The following is a 19,519-nucleotide window of genomic DNA, read 5'->3' as shown; positions in this document are numbered from 1 at the left end:
ATTAAAAATATACCCTATATTTTATGATTACACACCAAGATTCAATGCATATTCTTTTAGCTGACGATGACGAAGATGATCGCACTTTTTTTAGTGAAGCTATACAAGAGCTTAAAATGAATAATAAGTTGACTCTATTTAAAGATGGTAATGATCTAATGGATTATTTAGTGCATCCTGAAATTAAGTTGCCTCATGTTTTATTTCTCGATTTGAATATGCCAGGAAAAACAGGAATTGACTGTCTGAAAGAAATTAGATCGAACACTCGTTTTAAAGATGTTTCGATTGCCATATATTCTACCTCTTCATCAGAAAAAGATATTGAAGACACCTTTATTGAAGGAGCAAATATCTACATTAAAAAACCCAATGATTTTTCTAAACTAAAAAAAGTAATCAAGGAGGTTGTAAATATGAATTGGCAATTTCATACCTCAGGTTTAAATATCGAGACTTTTTTCTTTAGCATATAATAAGGAATAAATGAAAATTCTTGGACTATATAAAAACTCACAAGTGTTTAAAATAGCTTTAGCTATTGCAATTGTTGTTGTTTGTTATATAGCCTCGATGTTTTATTCCCAAATGAAAAAGCTTGATTCAACGGTTGAATTAATAGCAAATTCAAATGAAACGCAACTCGAATTAGAAAAACTGTTATCCGTAATGAGTAATTACGAAACGAGCCTGCGAAGTTATATTATCACAAAAGATGCTGCTTATATACAAGATCGTTTTTTGAGCAGGGGTAAAATTGAAGAAAGCATTACAAAGCTTAGGTTGTTAACTGCAAATGATACTGCCAGATACAATGATATAGACCGATTAAAAAGACTTATTGATCTTAGATTCAAAATATTCAGGAAGACCTTACTTCTTGCACAAAGTAAAAATTCTGGTCCTGTAGCGATAAATGCGATGTTATTGGAGAACAGTAATGTTACTGAAATGATGAAATCCTTTGTCACTAAAATTATATTTTCTGAAAGTGCAAAAACGGAATTTGAAAACAATAATCATCAGTTTGAATTACAAGATTCAATCATTACCGCTTTTTTATTAGTTATTCTTTCGCTAATGATATTATTACTTTCGTTCCAAAAAATGAATGTTGATATTGATGAACTCAAAAAGGCGAATGATCAACTAAAGCTACTGAATGAGTCCTATAATTCTGCTGAAATGACAGCCAGTTTTGGGCATTGGATGACTAATTTAGAAACTAATACCTATACATTTTCAGATAATTTATTTCGATTGATGGGAGTTGAACCTAATTCTTTTGAACCAAATTTAGAAAATTCAATTAAATATATTCATCCGGATGATTTAGAATATGTGACTAAAGTACATACTGATTCTTTGGTTAACCATCAATCTACCTCAACGATTTTCCGATTTTTGACTCCAAACGGTGATATAAAATATATTATGGGCGTTGGTAGTTTTACTAAAAACGGTAATGGAGATTTGATTAAAATAGGCGTTAATTATGATATTACAAGCCAGTATAATAAAACACTCGAGCTTGAAAATAATAATAAAGAACTAAAATATATAAATACGGAACTCGAGGCTTTTAACAATATTGTAAGTCATGATTTGCAGGAGCCACTTCGCAAGATTCAAATGTTTATCTCCAGATTAGAAGGAAAGGAATCGGACTTGCTTACCTCTCAAGGGAAAGAATATTTCTCAAAAATTCGCGTAACTGCAAATAGAATGCAGACCTTATTAATTGATTTAGTGAATTATTCCAGAACAATAAAAGGGGATAAGGTTTTTGTAAAAACGGATGTCAATAAAATTATTGAAGAAATACTTCAAGATTTATCGTCTAATATTGAAGATAAAAAAGCCATTATCACAATTGGAAATTTGCCTACAATTAAAGCGATACCTTTTCAGGTGAAGCAGCTTTTTATAAATTTAATTTCAAATTCCCTTAAATACAGTAAAGAAGATATTGCTCCAGAAATCAGTATTGCTTCTAAAAAAATTACAGAAAAAGAAATGCTTGATTATAAAATCGCCAATAAAAAAGATTACCATAAAATTGTAATTTCTGATAACGGAATTGGTTTCAAACAAGAGTATTCAGATAAAATATTCCTATTGTTCAAGCGATTGGAAACGGATCCTAAATATTCAGGAACGGGACTTGGTCTGGCTATTTGCAGTAGAATTGTAGATAATCACAAAGGATTTATAAAAGTAAAAGCAAAACCGGGTGTAGGTGCTAAATTTTATATTTTTATTCCAAAAGGAGATTTGCTTTAATTTCAATAATAAATCACAATGTTAATACTAGCTGACGCCGCCATACACGACTTTAAAACTATTCGAGAAATTGCCTATAAATCCTGGCCAATTGCTTACGGTTCTATTTTATCGAAAGAACAAATTGATTATATGCTCGATTTGTTCTATTCAGAGAAAACCTTACTTAAAAATTTAAACGAAAAAGGACATCGTTTTCTCTTGGTAAATGAGGGAGAAGTATGTCTTGGTTTTGCTTCGTATGAACACAATTATTTAAACGAAAAATGCACTCGCCTTCACAAAATCTATATGTTGCCTGAGGCGCAAGGAAAAGGAGCGGGGAAGCTACTGATTAATGCTGTAGAAAACTTAGCCAAGGAAAATCAATCGGTTGTAGTTTCATTGAATGTAAATAAATTCAATAAAGCCATTTCGTTTTATAAAAAAATAGGATTTGAAGTGGTTTCAGAAGAAGAGATTTTATTGGAACATGGCTACAAAATGGAAGATTATAAAATGGAAAAGAAGCTTTAATTCCTTTGGTTAAAGCAATCTGAATCCAAAATTGCGTGAAATCTAAATCTTCGGATCTTTTAAAACCTATATTTCCATACATTTTTTGAAGCAGTCTGCATAGCTGTTGAACTTAATTCAGGCACTCAAAAAACTACTATTCTAAGTAGTAAATACTATTATTGCACTATAATTTCATGTTTATAAAGCAATCCTTTTAATCCTTCTAAAGCAAAGACTGCTTTTTTTAACTTTGTTGTTTTTGGATCAATCGTATAGTTATAGCTTGTTTTGAAATCAGCTTTGTTAGCAATTGCTTTCGCAAATTCTGAACGGTATAAATCGCAATTGTCAAAAATAACTTCGGTTAAATCAGTGCTCATAAAATCAACTGCAATAATACTACAATTGGTAAATGAAGTTCCTTTCATCTTTAGAGTATAAAATTTGGAGAAATCCAAAATGCAATTATTAAAAGTAATTTCGAAAATTAATTTATCGCACATAGCAAAATTGACATCTTTGATTTCACATCGATTGAAAGTCACAGTTCTAAAGGCTACATAATTTATTTTGGCGTTACTGAAAGTACAATCATTGAAGATGCAATCAATGAAAGTAACCGCTACAAAAGCACATTGAGAGAAATTACAATTGGTAAACGTACAGCACTCAAATTCCTTGAAATTGACTTCTTCCTCTTGGTACGTGATATCATTATACTCAATATCTAGAAAATATTCTGCCATTTATGGGTTTTAAATTCAGCTTTTAGTGCTGTTTTTCGGAACAAAGAAACAAAATTCTGAATCGTTATATTGGATAAATTAGAGTATTATTTTGGAATTTAAACTCTTTCATAGTCACCTTTCCAGTGCTGAATCACTTTTTTAATTTCCTTTCCCGAAAGGTTTTCATTAAGCACTCTTTGCGTAAGTGCTGGAAATTCATCATCTGGTGCAAACCGCAAGGCAAATAATTGGTCGTCATTTAATCGATGCTCAAAATCCTCCAATCTTTTTCCTGTAATCGAAAAATAGCGGTATCGAAGTTCCAGACGCACGATTCGGTTTTGCAAAGTCAAGGCATAATGTTGGCGTAGCATGAAAGCCAGACAAAACAGAACAACGAAAATTCCACTTATAAATGACCAAATTAATGAATCTTCGGTGGTGCAACTAAAATATATGCTGAATGCCAGAAATGTCATTATTATGGGATAATAAACAAAATGATGGGGTGGGTAATACCGAATATGATTTTTATAGGATTGTGTTTCCATGATTTTATTTTAAAGTTTTTTAAAGATAGTCAAAACAGCTTATTTTGAAGGCAGCAGGTTTTTTAATTATGAAAATCCCAAAATTATAGATGTTTTGGCAGTGTCTGATAATAAAAAAGCAGCCTTGATTATCACAAAAAAGCCCTGTCATTTTATAATGCACAGGGCTTTTATATTTTTAGGATTTAAATCCTCATACTGTAATAGATACAAATTAGTTGCTTTATTTTTTTTCAATCGATCTTTCAAAAAACTCATACGTTCGCAGCATTTGATCCATTCGTTGACGGTTGTCACCATTTCTGGTAATTTCATGAGTTGCACCGGGATGTACTACAAATTCTACTGGACGATTCAATACTTTTAAACTGCGAAACATCATTTCTGCCTGAATAAAACCGGTACGACGGTCGTTGCCACCATGAAAAATAATGAAAGGTGTTGTGATATTTTGAACATAGCTTATTGGTGATTCACGAGTTAGAATTTCCTTCACTTTTGGTTCCCAAGGATACCCACCAAAATAATTTGGAACTAATCTCCATGCATTTCCTTCTCCAAAAAAGGTTGTAAGATCATAGACACCGCGTTGGGCGCAAGCCGCTTTGAAACTGTTATCATGACTTATAATCCAAGCTGTCAGGTAACCTGCATACGAACCTCCCGTAATGAGTAACTTGGATTTGTCTGCCCAGCCTTCTTCAACGGTTTTATCTAGTGCTGTCAGTACATCACTAGCCGGACCTTTGCCCCAATCGTTGATATTACCTCTTAAAAAATCCAATCCATATCCGCCAGAACCTCTTGGATTACTATAAACAACGCCATATCCTTTACTGCAAAAATATTGGTACTCATGCCACATACTTTCTTCACCGGGACCCCACATTGCTGATGGGCCACCATGAATTTCTAACAATAATGGATATTTTTCTCCTTGCGTGTAGTTGGATGGCTTCATGATCCAATATTCTACAGTCATTCCTAAATCGTTGATAAACGTTTTCTTTTCTGGAAAGGATAGTTTTTTATTGATAACCCAATCATTAAAATTACTTACTTTTTTTTCATTTTTTAGATTAGCATCAGCAAAATATAATTCGGAAGGATTTGATACTTGAGTTTTTGAAAATACAATCGTATTGTTTACAATGTCGAAACTTGAAATACCAGTATCAACGCTTGACAAAGCCTCTATTTTTTTTGTTAATCGGTTAATTCTGTGCAAAACATTGCCACCGTTCATTTGAGAAGTAAAGTACAGGTATTTATCATCTTTACTCCAGATAAAATTTGTTTTATTACGATCAAAAGGGATTGTTACAATATCTTTCTCCGTGCCGTTCAATGGCATTATTGATACTGAAGGAACACTAATAAAAGATGTGTTGCCGGACAAGAATGCGAGCCATTTCCCTGAAGGCGATATTGTGGCGCCATTGTATCTTTTTCCATTTTCCCCTAGTAGCATTTTAAAATTCTCGCCATTGGTATCCATTATAAAAATCTCACCTTCTAATGATCGGTCCTGATTTTCTTCAGTGTCTACATCTCCAGATACAATTATTTGTTTTCCGTTTGGCGTGTAGTCTGCATTGTTAAAACTATAAAATCCTTTAGTGAGCAAGCGCGGTTCAGCATCTTTGGAGACATTTATTTCAAAGAAGTGATTGAAATTCATTTCTGAAGAGACATTCGATTCACTTTGGAAGTTTAATTTATTCAAGACAATTGCTTTTTTGTCTATTGCATTTTTATCTAAATAAGCTCTTATTTCAGATAAACTTCCGTTAGGATTCGGTTTCTCTTTGTTCGCTAGTAAATGTTCATTTTTGTCAAAACCGGGCTTTTCCATTTTCCAAGTAGGAATTGCGTTCGATTTATTTAAAATAGAATCCTGAAGTAACTCTCGTAACGGGATGCTTGATGAAAAAAGTATTCTTTTACCGTCTGGCGACCATTTTGGATTGGATGCGCCGTATTTATGTTTTGTCAATTGCATGGGTTCACCACCTTCCATAGATAATATAAAAATTTGTGTTTTGTCCTCTACAGAACGCGTAAAAGCAATTTGTTTACCGTCTGGGCTCCATGCCGGTCTTGTCGCTCCATCTTTATTTGTGGTCAGTTGTACAGGTACGGAATTGTTTAAAGTATTGGTAGTGAAAATCTGTGTGCGGTATTTGTAATCTAATTTATTATTTTCATCGGCTTCAATAGAAGTCACCGTAAAAGCAGCTCGTTTTCCATCTTTTGTAAGCGTTATGTTACCAACAGTTTTAATTTTTAACATATCAGTAATGGCAACAGCTTCTGTTCCATTTTGAGCGATTGAAGATTGTAATTGTATTAAAAAAAATAGTACGATTGAAAATTTTCTCATAGATAGGATTTTATAAGTATTGGTTTATTTTCATTTAAACCCAATTGAGCCTAATGTGTTTTTATATAATGGTTTGATAGGTTAACTATTTAGTAAAAATATAAAATAATAATCGGTTATCTGTATAATTTCTACTCAACAGTATTTATAGGTAAATGGACAAGTTATTATTTAATTTGTTCATTTTCCCAATTATCCATATACGTTTCAAACACGCTTAAAGGTACTGAACCAACCTGTAAAATGGCATCATGAAATTTTTTGATTTCAAACTTTGGACCCAAGCTTTTAATATATTTGTTTTTCAATTCCGTTATTTTCAATTCTCCTGTTTTATAGGAAAGTGCCTGTCCCGGTTGTGCCATATATCTTTCTGTTTCAGAAACAGAAGCATTTTTCTCTCTTCCTCCTTTTTCCATCATGTATTGGATTGATTCTTCCCTTGTCATGATTCCGGTATGCAATCCAACGTCTGTTACTAATCGTATCGCTCTAAATAGTTCTGATTTGTATGCCGCCAATTTTTGATAAGGATCAGTGTACAATCCTAATTCTTCGCCTAGTGATTCCGTATATAAAGCCCATCCTTCAGAAAAAACGGAATAGCCAGCAAATTTCCTAATTTTAGGCATCGATTGATTCTCTTGTTGAAGGGACAATTGAAAATGGTGTCCAGGAATGGCTTCATGCATAAAAAGATTATCCATACCTAATTTATTGAATTTAGCAGCGTCAACGATGGGAACATTAAAATAACCGGGTCTGCTGCCGTCCGTAGTGCCTCTTTCATAATTGGCTGCAGAAGTAGCCGCTTTAAACTTTTCAATTGCCCTTACCTCAAATGCTGTTTTGGGTACAATATTGAATAATTTTTTCAGGTTGGGTTCTATTATGGGAAGGATAGCTCTGTAACTTTCTAATATTTGTTCGTCAGTGGTAAAAGGAAAAAAGGAAGGATCGGTTAAGGCATGATTGAAAAATGCGGTTCTGTCTCCCTGAAAGCCAATTTTTATCTGGAGGTCATCAATTTCTTTGGTAATTCGTTCCACTTCCCTAAGTCCCGTTTGGTAAATTTCATCCGGTGTTTTATTAGTAGTGGTACCTACGCTAACCAAATATTCATACATTGCTTTCCCATTGGGCAAATCATTATAGCCTGACGTAGTCCTGGCTTTTGGCAAATAAACATTTTTTAAATAATCAGCCAGTTTTCGGTAAGTAGGAATTATTTTAGTGGTGATAGCATTTTGATAGGCCAGTTGTATCGCTTTTTTTTCTTTTGCAGAAAAAGAGGTTGGCATATTTCGGGCGGGTTCATAAAAAATATTCTTAAGGGTATCTGTAGTAGTTTGCGCTTCCAGTTGTGGAATCATTTTAACAACTAATGCTTTTGGAAGCACCATTTTAATTGCAATACCTTTATTAAAATTGGCTATGGCAGTATCGGCCCATATCGTAAAACTCTCTATTCGTTTGAGCCAGTTTTCGTAATCTTTGACTGTTTTAAAAGGTTGAGCACTTTTTCCTGAACCAAGAGATGGTAATGAATTTGGTAGTGACCTATAATGGCTAAAGGGCATGTATTCAAAATGGAATTTTTCTCTTTCCAGGGCTTTTTTTAATTGAAGGCTCGCGATATCGAAAGCAATTTTATCAAAGGAATTGAGGCTTTTTCTATCAAAAGTTTCTAACCGTTTTTGATATTTTATGGTGAAGTCGTGTTTCTTTTTCAGATACGATTCTGCGATATCGTTTGGCAATAAATCGTTGTATCTGTTGTCGCCTCTTGACGTGGCAGAAATAGGGTCAAATAGCAATCCTTCTTCGTAATAATCATCCAGGAATTTATTGAATGTAGCATTGTTGGCTGGTTTTTGTGCCAATAGAAAAGTACTGCATAAAACGAACAGGATTACTGTCGTTTTTCTAAAAAGGCTTTTTACTAGATTCATGTAAGAATTGTTTAAAAAATGATTAAATGATGTGTATTAGATTTTAATTTTTATAAAAATCTGATAGTGTGGTGAGTATGCTTAAAAAAAACGTTCTTAGTATGCGCTAATTTATGCTTTATTTTATGAACTATAACAATTTTTTCCTTCAAAAATGGATGGTATATTATACAAATGTTAACTATCTGTTATTTAAAAAAGGTTTGGTCTTACTGTTGTTTTAAATTTGATTTTAACAAATTGTGCCTAAGAATTATTAATGACGTACTTTGTTTGAACATTTTTTTTTAGATGCAAATAATAGAATAAAAGCAGCTTTTGAAGACTTCTTCAATACCTAAAAAATCATAACGAAATTCATGACAAACATCCTTTATTTCAGTTGTTTATTGGTGAATGTAATTTGATTTTACGTTCGTTGAGTTCGTAATCGGGAATAGCGGTAGCAACTACTTTTGATAATAAAAAAATCGCGGTTAGTATGCTTTTTAAATACTTAATTTCTATGTGGTTTAGTTGTGATTGTACCTCTTTTATTTTTTATTTTTTTACTGTTATACACTTTTTTGTTTTTGAAAAATTTACTTTTTGTTATTTCGTAATTAACATAAGTTTAGCAAATATCGATTCTATTTGTCCATTATAAATAAATTGATAAAAGATGAAAAAAATTAGATTTTTGATGCTATTCTTTTTAACCGTTTTCTCTGTTGCTGCTTGGGCTCAAACAGAAGTGACAGGAGTAGTATTAGATGATGCCAATTTTCCGTTACCAGGAGTTAATGTGTTAGTAAAGGGAAATAAAAAAGGAATAGTTACAGATCTTGATGGTCGTTTTAGTATTAAAGCATCTGTTGGTGATGTTATAGAGTTTTCTTATATAGGATTAGAAACACAAGAAGTAACGATTAAAAACTATAACAAATTAGATATAAAATTGCAAGCAAGCGCCATGCAACTTGAAGATTTGGTAGTAGTGGGATATGGTTCAAAACGAAAAAGAGATGTTACAGGTGCAGTTACTTCAGTTAAAAGTGATGCGTTTAACCGAGGTATAGTTACCTCGCCGGAGCAATTAATACAAGGTAAGGTTTCTGGGGTAAACATCACTTCTGCAAGTGGAGAACCAGGTAGTAACCAAGCCATAAGCATACGTGGTCAAGGTGGAGTTCGTACCGGAAGTACACCTTTATTTGTTATTGATGGATTTGCTCTTGATAATTCAAGTACAGGCGGAGCAACAAATCCGCTTAGTTTTATTAATGCTGACGATATAGAATCTATCGATGTGTTGAAAGATGCTTCTGCTACAGCTATTTATGGTTCAAGGGGAGCTAATGGAGTTATCTTGATTACCACAAAAAGAGGTAAAAAAGGACAATCTAAAGTAACGTATTCAACAAGTCTTGGAACCTCAAATATGGCCAAAGAAATCCCTGTTTATAGTGCAGATGCTTTTAGAGCAAAAGTAGTTGAAATCGGTGGGCAGCTAATTGATTTGGGTGGATCTACTAATTGGCAAAAAGAAATAACACGAACAGCATTTTCTCAAAACCATAACTTAAATTTAAGTGGTGGTGCTGATAATCTAACGTATTTTGCTTCTATTGGTCACCAAGATCAACAAGGTATTTTGAAAAACAGTGAACTGAAAAAGATTTCCGGTAGAATTAATCTAACCCAAAAACTGTTAAACAACAGGCTTAAGATTGATTTGAACTTGAATGCTACCAATACTAAAAGTGAGAGACCGGCTATAGAAAGTTTGATAGGTACTGCATTGAGTTTGAATCCAACGTATCCTGCGTATGATGAAAATGGTGCTCCTTCCATATTTGCAGATGTTTTTAATCCGTTGATACGTCTTGATTTGTATGAAGACTTGACAAATACAAACCGAATAATTGCGAATATTTCTCCTTCGTTTGAAATTATCAAAGGATTGGATTATAAGTTAAATTTAGGTGTTGATAACTCTAATTCTGACCGAGACATACAAAATCGTCCAAGTACTTTACCGCAACAGGATGGAAGACTGGATTCGTATTATATCAGTAATAAAAATAATCTGATTGAAAACTATATCACTTACAACTTTGATTTAAAAGAGCATAATTTTTCTCTTTTGGCAGGTCATTCGTACCAAAAGACATTTGTGCAATACAGACATTGGAGTATTGATAAATTTAAAGATAATGGTATCGACCCAAAGTACAATCCTGGTTTGGGACAAGAATTGGATTTAATAGATAATTTACCATCAGGATCGGCTATTAAAAATGAACTGCAATCCTTTTTTGGAAGAGTAGGGTATAGCCTTAAAGACCGCTACTTATTGACTGCTACGTTCCGTAGAGATGGTTCTTCAAAATTTGGAAGTAACAATAAGTACGGAAACTTTCCTTCATTTGCTGCCGGTTGGAGAATTTCAGAAGAAGAATTTATGAAATCATCACCATTTAGCAACCTAAAACTTAGAGCTGGTTGGGGACGAACAGGAAATCAGGAAATTCCATCCAAAATTACACAAGCTTCGTCTACAACATCAGTGACAGGAAGTACAAGTTATCCGCTTTATCCAACAGATATTTTTTCTGGAGGAACTACTTATGCGCGTTTAGCTAATCCAGATATCCAGTGGGAAGTATCTACACAAACCAATGTTGGTTTAGATTTCGGATTGTTTAATGGCGCTTTATCGGGAACGGTAGATTATTTTAACAAAGTTTCGGATAATATTTTACTTGAAGTAGTACCGTCAGACCCTATTCAAGCTGCTTCAACGTATTGGACGAATGTGAAGGATATGACCATCACTAATAAAGGTTTAGAATTAGCGCTTGCTTACGAATACAAAAATGAAAATGGTGTTTCATTTGGTTTAGGTGGTAATGTATCGTTCATAGACAACAAAATCGAAAATTCTCCTTTTACTGTTTTAACAACAGGAAGTGCATCAGGTTCAGGTCTTTCGTCAGCTACTATTAACGGATATGTGAACGGACAACCAATTGGTACCTTCTACATGAAAGAATTCATTGGTGTTAATGATCAAGGAATGAGCATGTTTAGAGATGTTAACGGTGATGGTTTAGATACTGATGCAGACAGAGTAGTTGCCGGTAGTGCATTACCAGACAAATTATACAGTTTTTATGGCAACATCGCATACAAAGGATTTGATTTGAACTTTAATTTCAATGGTGTATCAGGGAATAAAATCTATGATAATACTGCCAATTCAAATTTTTACAAAGCTAGATTAGCCAAATCGTTGAATACAACTGCTGCTGCAGCTCAATATCCATCAGAATCAATAACAAATCCGGCCTCGATTTCAACACGATACTTGAAAAATGGTGCTTTTCTTCGCTTGAACAACCTTTCATTAGGATACAATTTAAATCCTAAAATGATAGGTATTCAAGACTGGGTTAGTTCGATGAGGTTTTCTTTAACAGGACAAAATTTATTTGTTATTACGGATTATGACGGTTACGATCCTGAGGTTAATACAGATAGATCAGTAGATGGTGTTACTTCTTATGGTATTGATTATTTGAGTTACCCAAAAGCAAGAACATTTCTATTCGGATTCAATGTTTCATTTTAATAAAAGACAATTCACATGAAAAATAAATTTTTAATAGCACTTACAGTATTATCCACTTTTATGCAATTTGGGTGTTCTGATCTAGAGGAAGAGGTATTGGATGAATCCTTGACTGGAGGAGCAAAAATGGATGCGGTTGCAGATGGAAGTATTTCTCCGGCTTATGCAGTTTTACCCAACTTGTTTTTGCATACCAGTTATTTTACAATTCAGGAAATATCAACAGATGAAGCTATTTTACCGTATAGAGGCGGAACAGATTGGGGTGACAACGGAATCTTTATTGATATGCACCGTCATACCTATTCTAGCTCTCATATTCGTATAAAAGATACTTGGGGATCTATTACTCAAGGTATCTCCCGATCAGTAACGGCAATAAATGCGCTGGCTCCATTGGCAGAAACAAACCCAACAGCTAAAATTTACTTAGCGGAAGCCCGAGGATTGAGAGCTTACTATTCGATGTTGAGTTTGGACTTATTCGGATTGATTTTTGTAAAAGAAAATCCGGCGGAGGTTTCCACTATAGTCCGTGGTAATGATGCGGTAGAATACATTGCAAAAGAATTAGTAGCAATTGAGAATGAAGTGAGTACAACAGCTGGACCTGGCCGTATTACTAAAGGTGCCGTATGGGGACTTTTGTCTCGTTTGTATTTGAATGCTGCGGTTTACCGTGAGCCGTATGCCACTAATTTTGATTTTAAATCAGACGATATGGATAAGGTTATTTCGTATACCGATAAAATTATAGCATCTGGTCAGTACAATCTTTCTTCGGAATATTTTGAAATTTTTGACGATGAAAATCATACCAATAAAGAATTAATTTTTGCAGTCGATCAACGTGCTGAATTAAACGGACACAATCGTTTGGCTTATTTCTCTTTGTCTGGTGATATGTTCCCTAGTCCTGCATTTCCTAGAGCAAACGGAACTGACGGACCAGCAATTACCCCTGATTTTTATCAGACATGGGTTTCGGCCTATGGAGCTAAAGATCCTGCAACTGCCGATCCTCGATTTTTTAAAGAGAATCTTAGAATACCCGCTGATTCCTGTATCGCTGCAAAAGACTTTGAAGTGAATCGAGGTATATTAAGAGGACAACAATACGGATTAATTACCACTGCAAACGGACAGCCATTTGCGCGTTGTGCGGATGGTGTTGGTTATAAAATAAGTAAGCTTCGCAATATTACAAGATCGGATAAAACCAAGTTAGTAAACCATACGCAGTTTATCGATTTTACAGCTGCAGGAAGTGGATATAGTACCGGTTATAGAGTTTTGAAATATGAGTTCAGTAAAAAATCAGATACCGGAAGAAACAAAGGAGATGCGGATATTGTTATCATGCGTTTGGCTGATATTTACATGATGCGTGCCGAGGCAAAATTGCGTAAATCAAACGATATGGGTGGTGCACTTGCAGATGTGAATGTGGTAAGAGCTTCAAGAACTGCTAGAATTGCTGCACCAGCATTAACATCTATGACACTTGATATTTTGTATAGAGAACGTGGATTTGAATTTTACTGGGAAACGCTTAGACGTACGGATATGATTCGTTTTGGAAAATACGAAGGAACTTGGACTGAAAAAACCGATAGTAATGTTCAGAAACGTCTTTTCCCAATTCCACAATCTGCTATTGACGGAGCTTCAGACAAACCTGGGTATTTGGTTCAAAACGCAGGATATTAATTGGATTAAAAAGAGAATTATTGGTACAGTTTTAAAATAAAAACCAAACAGTATCACATGAATTCACTTCATTAATTATCATTTTATTAAAGACCTTTCGGTGTATTGTTATGATACCCGAAAGGTCTACATAATTAAATACGTTTATTAACATTACTTTTTTTTACAATTTATAGTATGTCCCAATCATTTAAAATTTCAGTCCTTGTCTTGTTATTTTCTTTGCAGTTCATTCAGGCGCAAGACGTTCAAAAATATAAAATACATTCTCATAATGATTATGAGCAAAATATTCCGTTTTGGAGTGCTTACGCCAATGGTTTAAATTCTATTGAAGCGGATATTTTTTTAAAGGATAACAACTTGTATGTAAGCCACGCTGAGGCCGATATCAAAAAAGAACGTACTCTTGAAAAGTTGTACTTAGACCCTTTGCAACAAGTAATGGCGCTTCAACTGGGCAATCAGCAATCCATACAATTACTAATTGATATTAAAACCGAGTCTGTTGCAACGCTAAAAAAACTGATTGCTGTTTTAGAAAGCTATCCGAACGTAATAAACAATAAAAATTTCTCCATTGTCATATCGGGAAACCGACCAGAAGCAAAAACATATACACAATACCCAAATTACATTCAATTTGATTATCAAAGTTTAGCGGGTATTCCCGAAAAAGAACAATGGGAAAAGGTAGCGCTAATCAGTAAAAGTTTCAGTGAATTTTCATCTTGGAACGGAAAAGGACGACTTACTGCCGAAGATTACAAAAAGGTATCCGAAGCGATCAATAAGGCGCATAGTTTTGGAAAGCCATTCCGTTTTTGGGGTTGTCCAGATTCTAAAACCGCATGGAAAACCTTCAAGGATCTTGGAGTCGATTTTATAAACACCGACATGCCTTACGAGAGTTCCCGCTACTTGAACACATTAGACAGCAGAATTTTTTACAATACAATTGATTCGCCGGTTTACACCCCAACTTATTTGTCTGACAAGAAAAACACTCCCATACAAAATGTTATTTTGCTTATAGGCGACGGTAACGGACTTGCTCAGATTTCCAGTGCTGTTTTGGCTAATGGCGGTCAACTGACACTGACTCAATTAAAAGCTATCGGGTTTTTAAAAACGCAGTCTTCAGATGATTTCACTACCGATTCAGCTGCGGGAGGAACAGCTCTTGCCACTGGTCAAAAAACATATAACAGAGCTATTGGGGTGGATTCTTTCGGGAAACCTATCGAAAGCATTATGGAACTCCTTACCAAAAAGGGATTTAGTACGGCTTGCATCACTACAGACCACATTACAGGAGCGACACCAGCTTCGTTTTATGCGCATCAAAAAGAACGAGATTTGACAGCAGCAATCGCTAATGATCTTACGAATAGTAAATTATCTCTTTTTATGGGTGGCGGAAGCCGAAATTTTGCTGATGGTTTTTCTAAAACTGATTTCTCAATTTTGAACTCCATTGCAGATGTTGCCAAAAGCAATAAGGATCAAGTGGGTCTTTTTTTCTCTGAAAATACGGTTCCGAGTGTTTTAAAAGGACGAGGCAATCTATTGGCGGAAGCCACAAAAAATGGATTGGAGTTTTTGAATGCCAAGAATAAACCGTTCTTCCTTATGGTTGAAGGTGCCCAAATTGATTCCTACGGTCATGCGAATAATGTACCCGGAATTGTTTCGGAAGGAATTGATTTTGACAGAGCCATAACCGAAGCGATTAAATTTGCAGATAAAACGGGCAACACTTTGGTCATTGTTACCGCAGATCATGAGACTTCGGGGTTTACACTACCGCAAGGAAATGTAAAAGAAAAAATGATTGAAGGCGATTTTACAACTTACGACCATACCGGAATTATGGTACCGATATTTAGTTATGGACCCCAATCGGATATTTTTTCGGGAGTGTATGAAAACAATGAAGTTTTTCATAAAATCAAGCAAGTGTTGGATCTTAAATAATTAGATGTTATTATCTTAAAATTAAATCTAAAGAGAAAAAGAGATATCAATAAAAGGTATCTCTTTTTTTATTTTTGAATAGCACCTGATTTTAAATCAATAAAAAAATGATCTGCCGGAGCTCCGTTTAAGAACTTATTCAGAATAGTCAAAAAAAGAATTGTATTTTTTGTTGTTTGATTTTCGGGATTTAATTTTCTTTCCTTTTGATGATCAAGATACGAAGTGATAATAAATTGATATTGTTTTATTCTTTCTTTGCCAATGTCGGCAATAGCCAGTTCATCGGCACTTCGAATGCGATAAAAATCGGTGATAAGCTCCAAACCAGACCAATAAAAATCACTTTGAGCGAACTGATTCTTTTTTAATTGTTGCTTTACTTTCTTTTCTGCTTTTTTCCACTCTTTTTCAAAATCGTTTTTGTGATTTATGATGGTATTATCATCAACTTTAGACTCCATATCAGCGAGTATCAGTAAGTCTTCGCCGGAAACATTCAACATAAAATTCTTAAATAATTCAGGCCAATCTTCCGGTAAAAAGCGTAACCGAACTAATTCTTTCAAATGAAAATCGGTAAAATCATGGTAGTTTTTTGTTTCTAAAATAGCGGTATTCCAAATGTTTGCTGTGTGCTGACTTTTCAAAAAATCATATTCCATTTTATAAAGATCAAACAATTCATTAAATCGAGGAACTTCATTGATTGCTATGGTTTCTATTTCCATTACCTCATTTTCTTTGATAGTGAGAAGTTTGTAAGCAGGAATGTAGGCTGCCAAAGAAGGGGTTTGAATGTTGACCAATGTGTTTCCTTTATTGGTTTTTCGAACTCCGGTATCATTGATGTGCATGTGTCCTCCAAAATGTATTTTCAATCCGGCATCAGCAAAGGTTTGTGCCACTTCTTCTTTGGGAACACGGTCTAATTGCCATTTTCCTTTACCCATTAATTTTTCAATTTCTGGGGAAGCATCATCATTAAATTCCACCATCGGGAAGTGGCTGAATGCGATTAGGGTTTTACCTCTTTTTTTTGCCTCAGCAGTTATTTCTCCAACCCACTTTATCAGGTGTTTTTTATGGGATAATACATTGTTATAACCTAAACTGGCATCAGAATATTCTTTTGAATCTTTTGAATTTTCAGCAGCCTCTTTTTTTGGAATATAAACATTTCCATCAATGGCCAGTAACCAAAGCCCGGGAACGGGTTCTACCACATAACTCACATCAGGTACTGAATATCCTGGCGCTACAGAATACATTCTATTAGTAAATGAAGCGGCTTCTGTTGCTTTTGTATAATTATAAGTATCAAATGAATACGTACTGAAAGGAGTGGACCAGAATGCATTGTTTTCTTTTGGAAAAAAACCAAAATCTTTCAGTTCTGTGGTAATACCGAGATATCCCATTTTGGCAATATCTTGGGTTACTACTACCGCGTATTCATCGTTGCTTTTGGGTTGGTATAATCCCTTTTTACTGAAAATAGGTTGGCGTTTTCCTTCGTTACCTAAAAAATCATTTTTACCGGATTCCTGAGCAAAAGGCCCTGCAGGATCGTGATTGCCTGTGGTAATAAAGAACTGGATACCGTGTTTTTTAGTATAATCAGTAAGGATTTGCTTTAATCCCCGAATGTGAAGTGGTTGCCCGTCATCACTGTAATCACCGGGAAGAGCCACGATTTTTATACCACGTTTTACAATATCATCCAGAGCTGCGAGAAAGGCAAAATAGTTTTCATTAAAAATCCGTGTAGAATGTAACTGCGATTCCATCGTTCTTAATAAAGTATGCTTTCCGTTCTTAGGATTAATGATTCCTTTGTAGTCGCTGTCTTGTAAGGTTCCATATAAATCCTGAAAATGAACATCTGCCAGAAAAGCAATTTTTAATTCGTCAAGAGAAGATTGTCCTTTTGATATTGATGTAAAAAAGCATAGAAAAAGGGAGAAATAAACAAGTATTCGATTCATTGCAAATTTTAAATTAGTTGTATTTTATGTTTTTCAAAGGGTACAAGGATAGAAAAAAAAGAATACAATTCATTTAAGGGAATGTTATGTGTTTTTTTAAGGGCTCTTTTTTTATTGATTTCGTTTTTAGGCAGCAATAATAGGGAATACTGATGATTTGTTTATTTTATCAATATATTCAGATGAGGTTGTTATGCTGTTTTCCAATAATAGTGTCAAAACGCAATCCACCTGAATAGTAAGGAATAAATTTTTGATTAGTGAGTACTTAAAATAGTAATTTAGAATCTTATGGTGTTATTTTAAAACAGCATCATTTCTTATATTTGAAATGATGCTGTTTTTAGAATACTATTATTTCCAACCTCCGCCTAATGATCGATACAATTCAATATTTGCGATTAATTGCTCTCGCTTCATATTAGCCAATTCCAATTCACTTTGCAATATATTAGCCTGAGCAGAAAGTACTTCAAGGTATTCTGCCATTCCGTTTTTGAATAACAAATTAGAATTTTTAGTGGCTTGTTGCAACGTTTTTACGCGTTCTTGTAAAAAAGCTTCTTGCAGCGCTAATTTTTCGACTTTTACCAAAGCATTTGAGACTTCACTAACAGCCACTAAAACAGCTTGTCTGAAACTCAAAACAGCTTTTTCTCTTTCGGCGACCGCAATATTGTATTGTGTTCTCACTTTTTTATTGTTCAGTAAAGGTTGTGTTAAACCTCCGGCAATAGTTCCGAATAGTGAAGCCGGAATATTGAACCAATTGCTGGTTTCGAATGAATTCACACCACCTTGCGCTGTAATTTTAAGAGAAGGATACAAGTCGGCTTTTGTGATTCCAACATTTGCATTAGCTACTTTTAAGGCTAATTCCGCGCTTCTTACATCAGGCCTTCTGCTTACTAGTGAAGACGGAATTCCAATAGACGCATTATTTTTCACTTCAATTGAACTCAAACGAATGTTTCTTTGTTTTGAATTTGGAAATGAGCCTGTCAAAACACTCAACGCATTTTCCTGAATGGCAATATTTTGTTCCAATAAAGGAATCAATTGCGCAGCGTTTAATTTCTGTGCCTCAGATTGTTGAATCGCCAATGAAGTTACCTGACCTGCGTCGTACTTTAATTTAATGATTTTGGTTGTACTATCATTTAGTTTCAGGTTTTGTCTGGCAATTTGCAGTTGCGCATCCAACATCAAAAGATTGTAATAGCCGCTTGAAACATTAGCTACAATAGTAGTTTGCAACGCTTTTTTTACTTCTTCTGATTGAAGGTATTCCGCAAAAGCGCCTTTTTTCTGATTGCGAATTTTACCCCAGATGTCTGCTTCCCATGAAAGAGAAATTCCCGCAGAATAATCATCGATATGGTTTTGACCTAAAGCCTGACTTAAATTCTTTCCGGTAAAACTATTGTCTGATGGATTGCTGGTACTTGCATTCACAAATAAATTGGCTTGAGGGACATTTCCCCATTTCGATTGTGTGAACCTGAATTGTGCAATTTCAATGTTTTTAGTCGCGATTTGCAAATTGTTGTTTCTGGTAATAGCGCTGTCAATCAATTGGGTAATGTCTTCTTCTGTAAAGAAATTTTTCCACTCCAAGTCACCAATACTTGTAGTATCAGTTGAAACCGATGCATTCCTGAAATTCTCAGGAAATGCATCTTTTGGGGTTTCTATATTCTTCGAAACGTTACAGGATATTATTGTGGTGATCATAATAACGACCATCACGATTTTGGTTATATATTTTTTCATTTTATATGTTGTCATTAAATTTCTGTACAAGTATCTTTTCTGGTTTCGAGATCTTTCGAAACT

The 19,519-nt window shown here is 34.4% G+C and carries 12 protein-coding genes; 6 read left to right on the top strand and 6 right to left on the bottom strand.

Annotated features, from left to right (window positions below; translation table 11 throughout):
- Positions 1-23: 23 nt before the first annotated feature.
- The 3 genes from C8C87_RS08655 to C8C87_RS08645 are packed head-to-tail and all read left to right on the top strand — an operon-like array spanning position 24 to position 2,799.
- The gene (locus tag C8C87_RS08655; protein WP_233206883.1) at positions 24-476 is read left to right on the top strand and encodes a response regulator; all 453 of its coding nucleotides are present in this window, start codon (positions 24-26) and stop codon (positions 474-476) included.
- 10 nt (positions 477-486) lie between these two features.
- Entirely contained in the window at positions 487-2,283 is a 1,797-nt protein-coding gene (locus C8C87_RS08650) for an ATP-binding protein (protein ID WP_121342321.1), read from the top strand.
- A gap of 18 nt (positions 2,284-2,301) precedes the next feature.
- Complete coding sequence (locus C8C87_RS08645; protein WP_121342320.1) at positions 2,302-2,799, top strand: GNAT family N-acetyltransferase; 498 nt, start codon at positions 2,302-2,304, stop codon at positions 2,797-2,799.
- 158 nt (positions 2,800-2,957) lie between these two features.
- On the opposite strand, the gene C8C87_RS08640 is transcribed toward C8C87_RS08645, so the two are convergent.
- The 4 genes from C8C87_RS08640 to C8C87_RS08625 form a co-directional block, all read right to left on the bottom strand.
- Positions 2,958-3,527, bottom strand: coding sequence for a pentapeptide repeat-containing protein (locus C8C87_RS08640; protein ID WP_121342319.1), 570 nt, complete (start codon positions 3,525-3,527; stop codon positions 2,958-2,960).
- 98 nt (positions 3,528-3,625) lie between these two features.
- The gene (locus C8C87_RS08635; RefSeq protein ID WP_121342318.1) at positions 3,626-4,060 is read right to left on the bottom strand and encodes a DUF6526 family protein; all 435 of its coding nucleotides are present in this window, start codon (positions 4,058-4,060) and stop codon (positions 3,626-3,628) included.
- A 223-nt stretch (positions 4,061-4,283) separates the two neighbouring features.
- Positions 4,284-6,443: a S9 family peptidase gene (locus tag C8C87_RS08630; protein ID WP_121342317.1), complete on the bottom strand. Its 2,160-nt coding sequence runs from the start codon at positions 6,441-6,443 to the stop codon at positions 4,284-4,286.
- Between the two features lie 167 nt (positions 6,444-6,610).
- Positions 6,611-8,395, bottom strand: a complete 1,785-nt coding sequence (locus tag C8C87_RS08625; protein ID WP_121342316.1) for a DUF885 family protein — start codon at positions 8,393-8,395, stop codon at positions 6,611-6,613.
- Between the two features lie 661 nt (positions 8,396-9,056).
- Here C8C87_RS08625 and C8C87_RS08620 point away from each other — a divergent pair.
- The 3 genes from C8C87_RS08620 (at position 9,057) to C8C87_RS08610 (ending at position 15,695) form a co-directional block, all read left to right on the top strand.
- Complete coding sequence (locus C8C87_RS08620; RefSeq protein ID WP_121342315.1) at positions 9,057-12,008, top strand: TonB-dependent receptor; 2,952 nt, start codon at positions 9,057-9,059, stop codon at positions 12,006-12,008.
- A gap of 15 nt (positions 12,009-12,023) precedes the next feature.
- Positions 12,024-13,718 (top strand): RagB/SusD family nutrient uptake outer membrane protein, encoded by a 1,695-nt coding sequence (locus tag C8C87_RS08615; protein ID WP_121342314.1) that lies wholly within the window; start codon positions 12,024-12,026, stop codon positions 13,716-13,718.
- 177 nt (positions 13,719-13,895) lie between these two features.
- The gene (locus tag C8C87_RS08610) at positions 13,896-15,695 is read left to right on the top strand and encodes an alkaline phosphatase (protein WP_121342313.1); all 1,800 of its coding nucleotides are present in this window, start codon (positions 13,896-13,898) and stop codon (positions 15,693-15,695) included.
- Between the two features lie 68 nt (positions 15,696-15,763).
- Here the strand turns inward: C8C87_RS08610 and C8C87_RS08605 are convergent, their stop codons facing one another.
- Positions 15,764-17,683: a metallophosphoesterase gene (locus C8C87_RS08605; RefSeq protein WP_121342312.1), complete on the bottom strand. Its 1,920-nt coding sequence runs from the start codon at positions 17,681-17,683 to the stop codon at positions 15,764-15,766.
- Between the two features lie 354 nt (positions 17,684-18,037).
- Positions 18,038-19,456, bottom strand: a complete 1,419-nt coding sequence (locus C8C87_RS08600) for a TolC family protein (RefSeq protein ID WP_121342311.1) — start codon at positions 19,454-19,456, stop codon at positions 18,038-18,040.
- Positions 19,457-19,519: the final 63 nt, after the last annotated feature.

The sequence above is a fragment of the Flavobacterium sp. 120 genome, assembly GCF_003633605.1.
Taxonomy (GTDB): Bacteria; Bacteroidota; Bacteroidia; order Flavobacteriales; family Flavobacteriaceae; genus Flavobacterium; species Flavobacterium algoritolerans.
This window is presented reverse-complemented; position numbering and strand designations above follow the sequence as displayed.

Excerpts from the sequence above, each read along its gene's own strand:
- C8C87_RS08655 (WP_233206883.1), top strand. The coding sequence starts at position 24 with ATGATTACACACCAAGATTCAATGCATATTCTTTTAGCTGACGATGAC.
- C8C87_RS08650 (WP_121342321.1), top strand. The coding sequence starts at position 487 with ATGAAAATTCTTGGACTATATAAAAACTCACAAGTGTTTAAAATAGCT.
- C8C87_RS08645 (WP_121342320.1), top strand. The coding sequence starts at position 2,302 with ATGTTAATACTAGCTGACGCCGCCATACACGACTTTAAAACTATTCGA.
- C8C87_RS08640 (WP_121342319.1), bottom strand. The coding sequence starts at position 3,527 with ATGGCAGAATATTTTCTAGATATTGAGTATAATGATATCACGTACCAA.
- C8C87_RS08635 (WP_121342318.1), bottom strand. The coding sequence starts at position 4,060 with ATGGAAACACAATCCTATAAAAATCATATTCGGTATTACCCACCCCAT.
- C8C87_RS08630 (WP_121342317.1), bottom strand. The coding sequence starts at position 6,443 with ATGAGAAAATTTTCAATCGTACTATTTTTTTTAATACAATTACAATCT.
- C8C87_RS08625 (WP_121342316.1), bottom strand. The coding sequence starts at position 8,395 with ATGAATCTAGTAAAAAGCCTTTTTAGAAAAACGACAGTAATCCTGTTC.
- C8C87_RS08620 (WP_121342315.1), top strand. The coding sequence starts at position 9,057 with ATGAAAAAAATTAGATTTTTGATGCTATTCTTTTTAACCGTTTTCTCT.
- C8C87_RS08615 (WP_121342314.1), top strand. The coding sequence starts at position 12,024 with ATGAAAAATAAATTTTTAATAGCACTTACAGTATTATCCACTTTTATG.
- C8C87_RS08610 (WP_121342313.1), top strand. The coding sequence starts at position 13,896 with ATGTCCCAATCATTTAAAATTTCAGTCCTTGTCTTGTTATTTTCTTTG.
- C8C87_RS08605 (WP_121342312.1), bottom strand. The coding sequence starts at position 17,683 with ATGAATCGAATACTTGTTTATTTCTCCCTTTTTCTATGCTTTTTTACA.
- C8C87_RS08600 (WP_121342311.1), bottom strand. The coding sequence starts at position 19,456 with ATGAAAAAATATATAACCAAAATCGTGATGGTCGTTATTATGATCACC.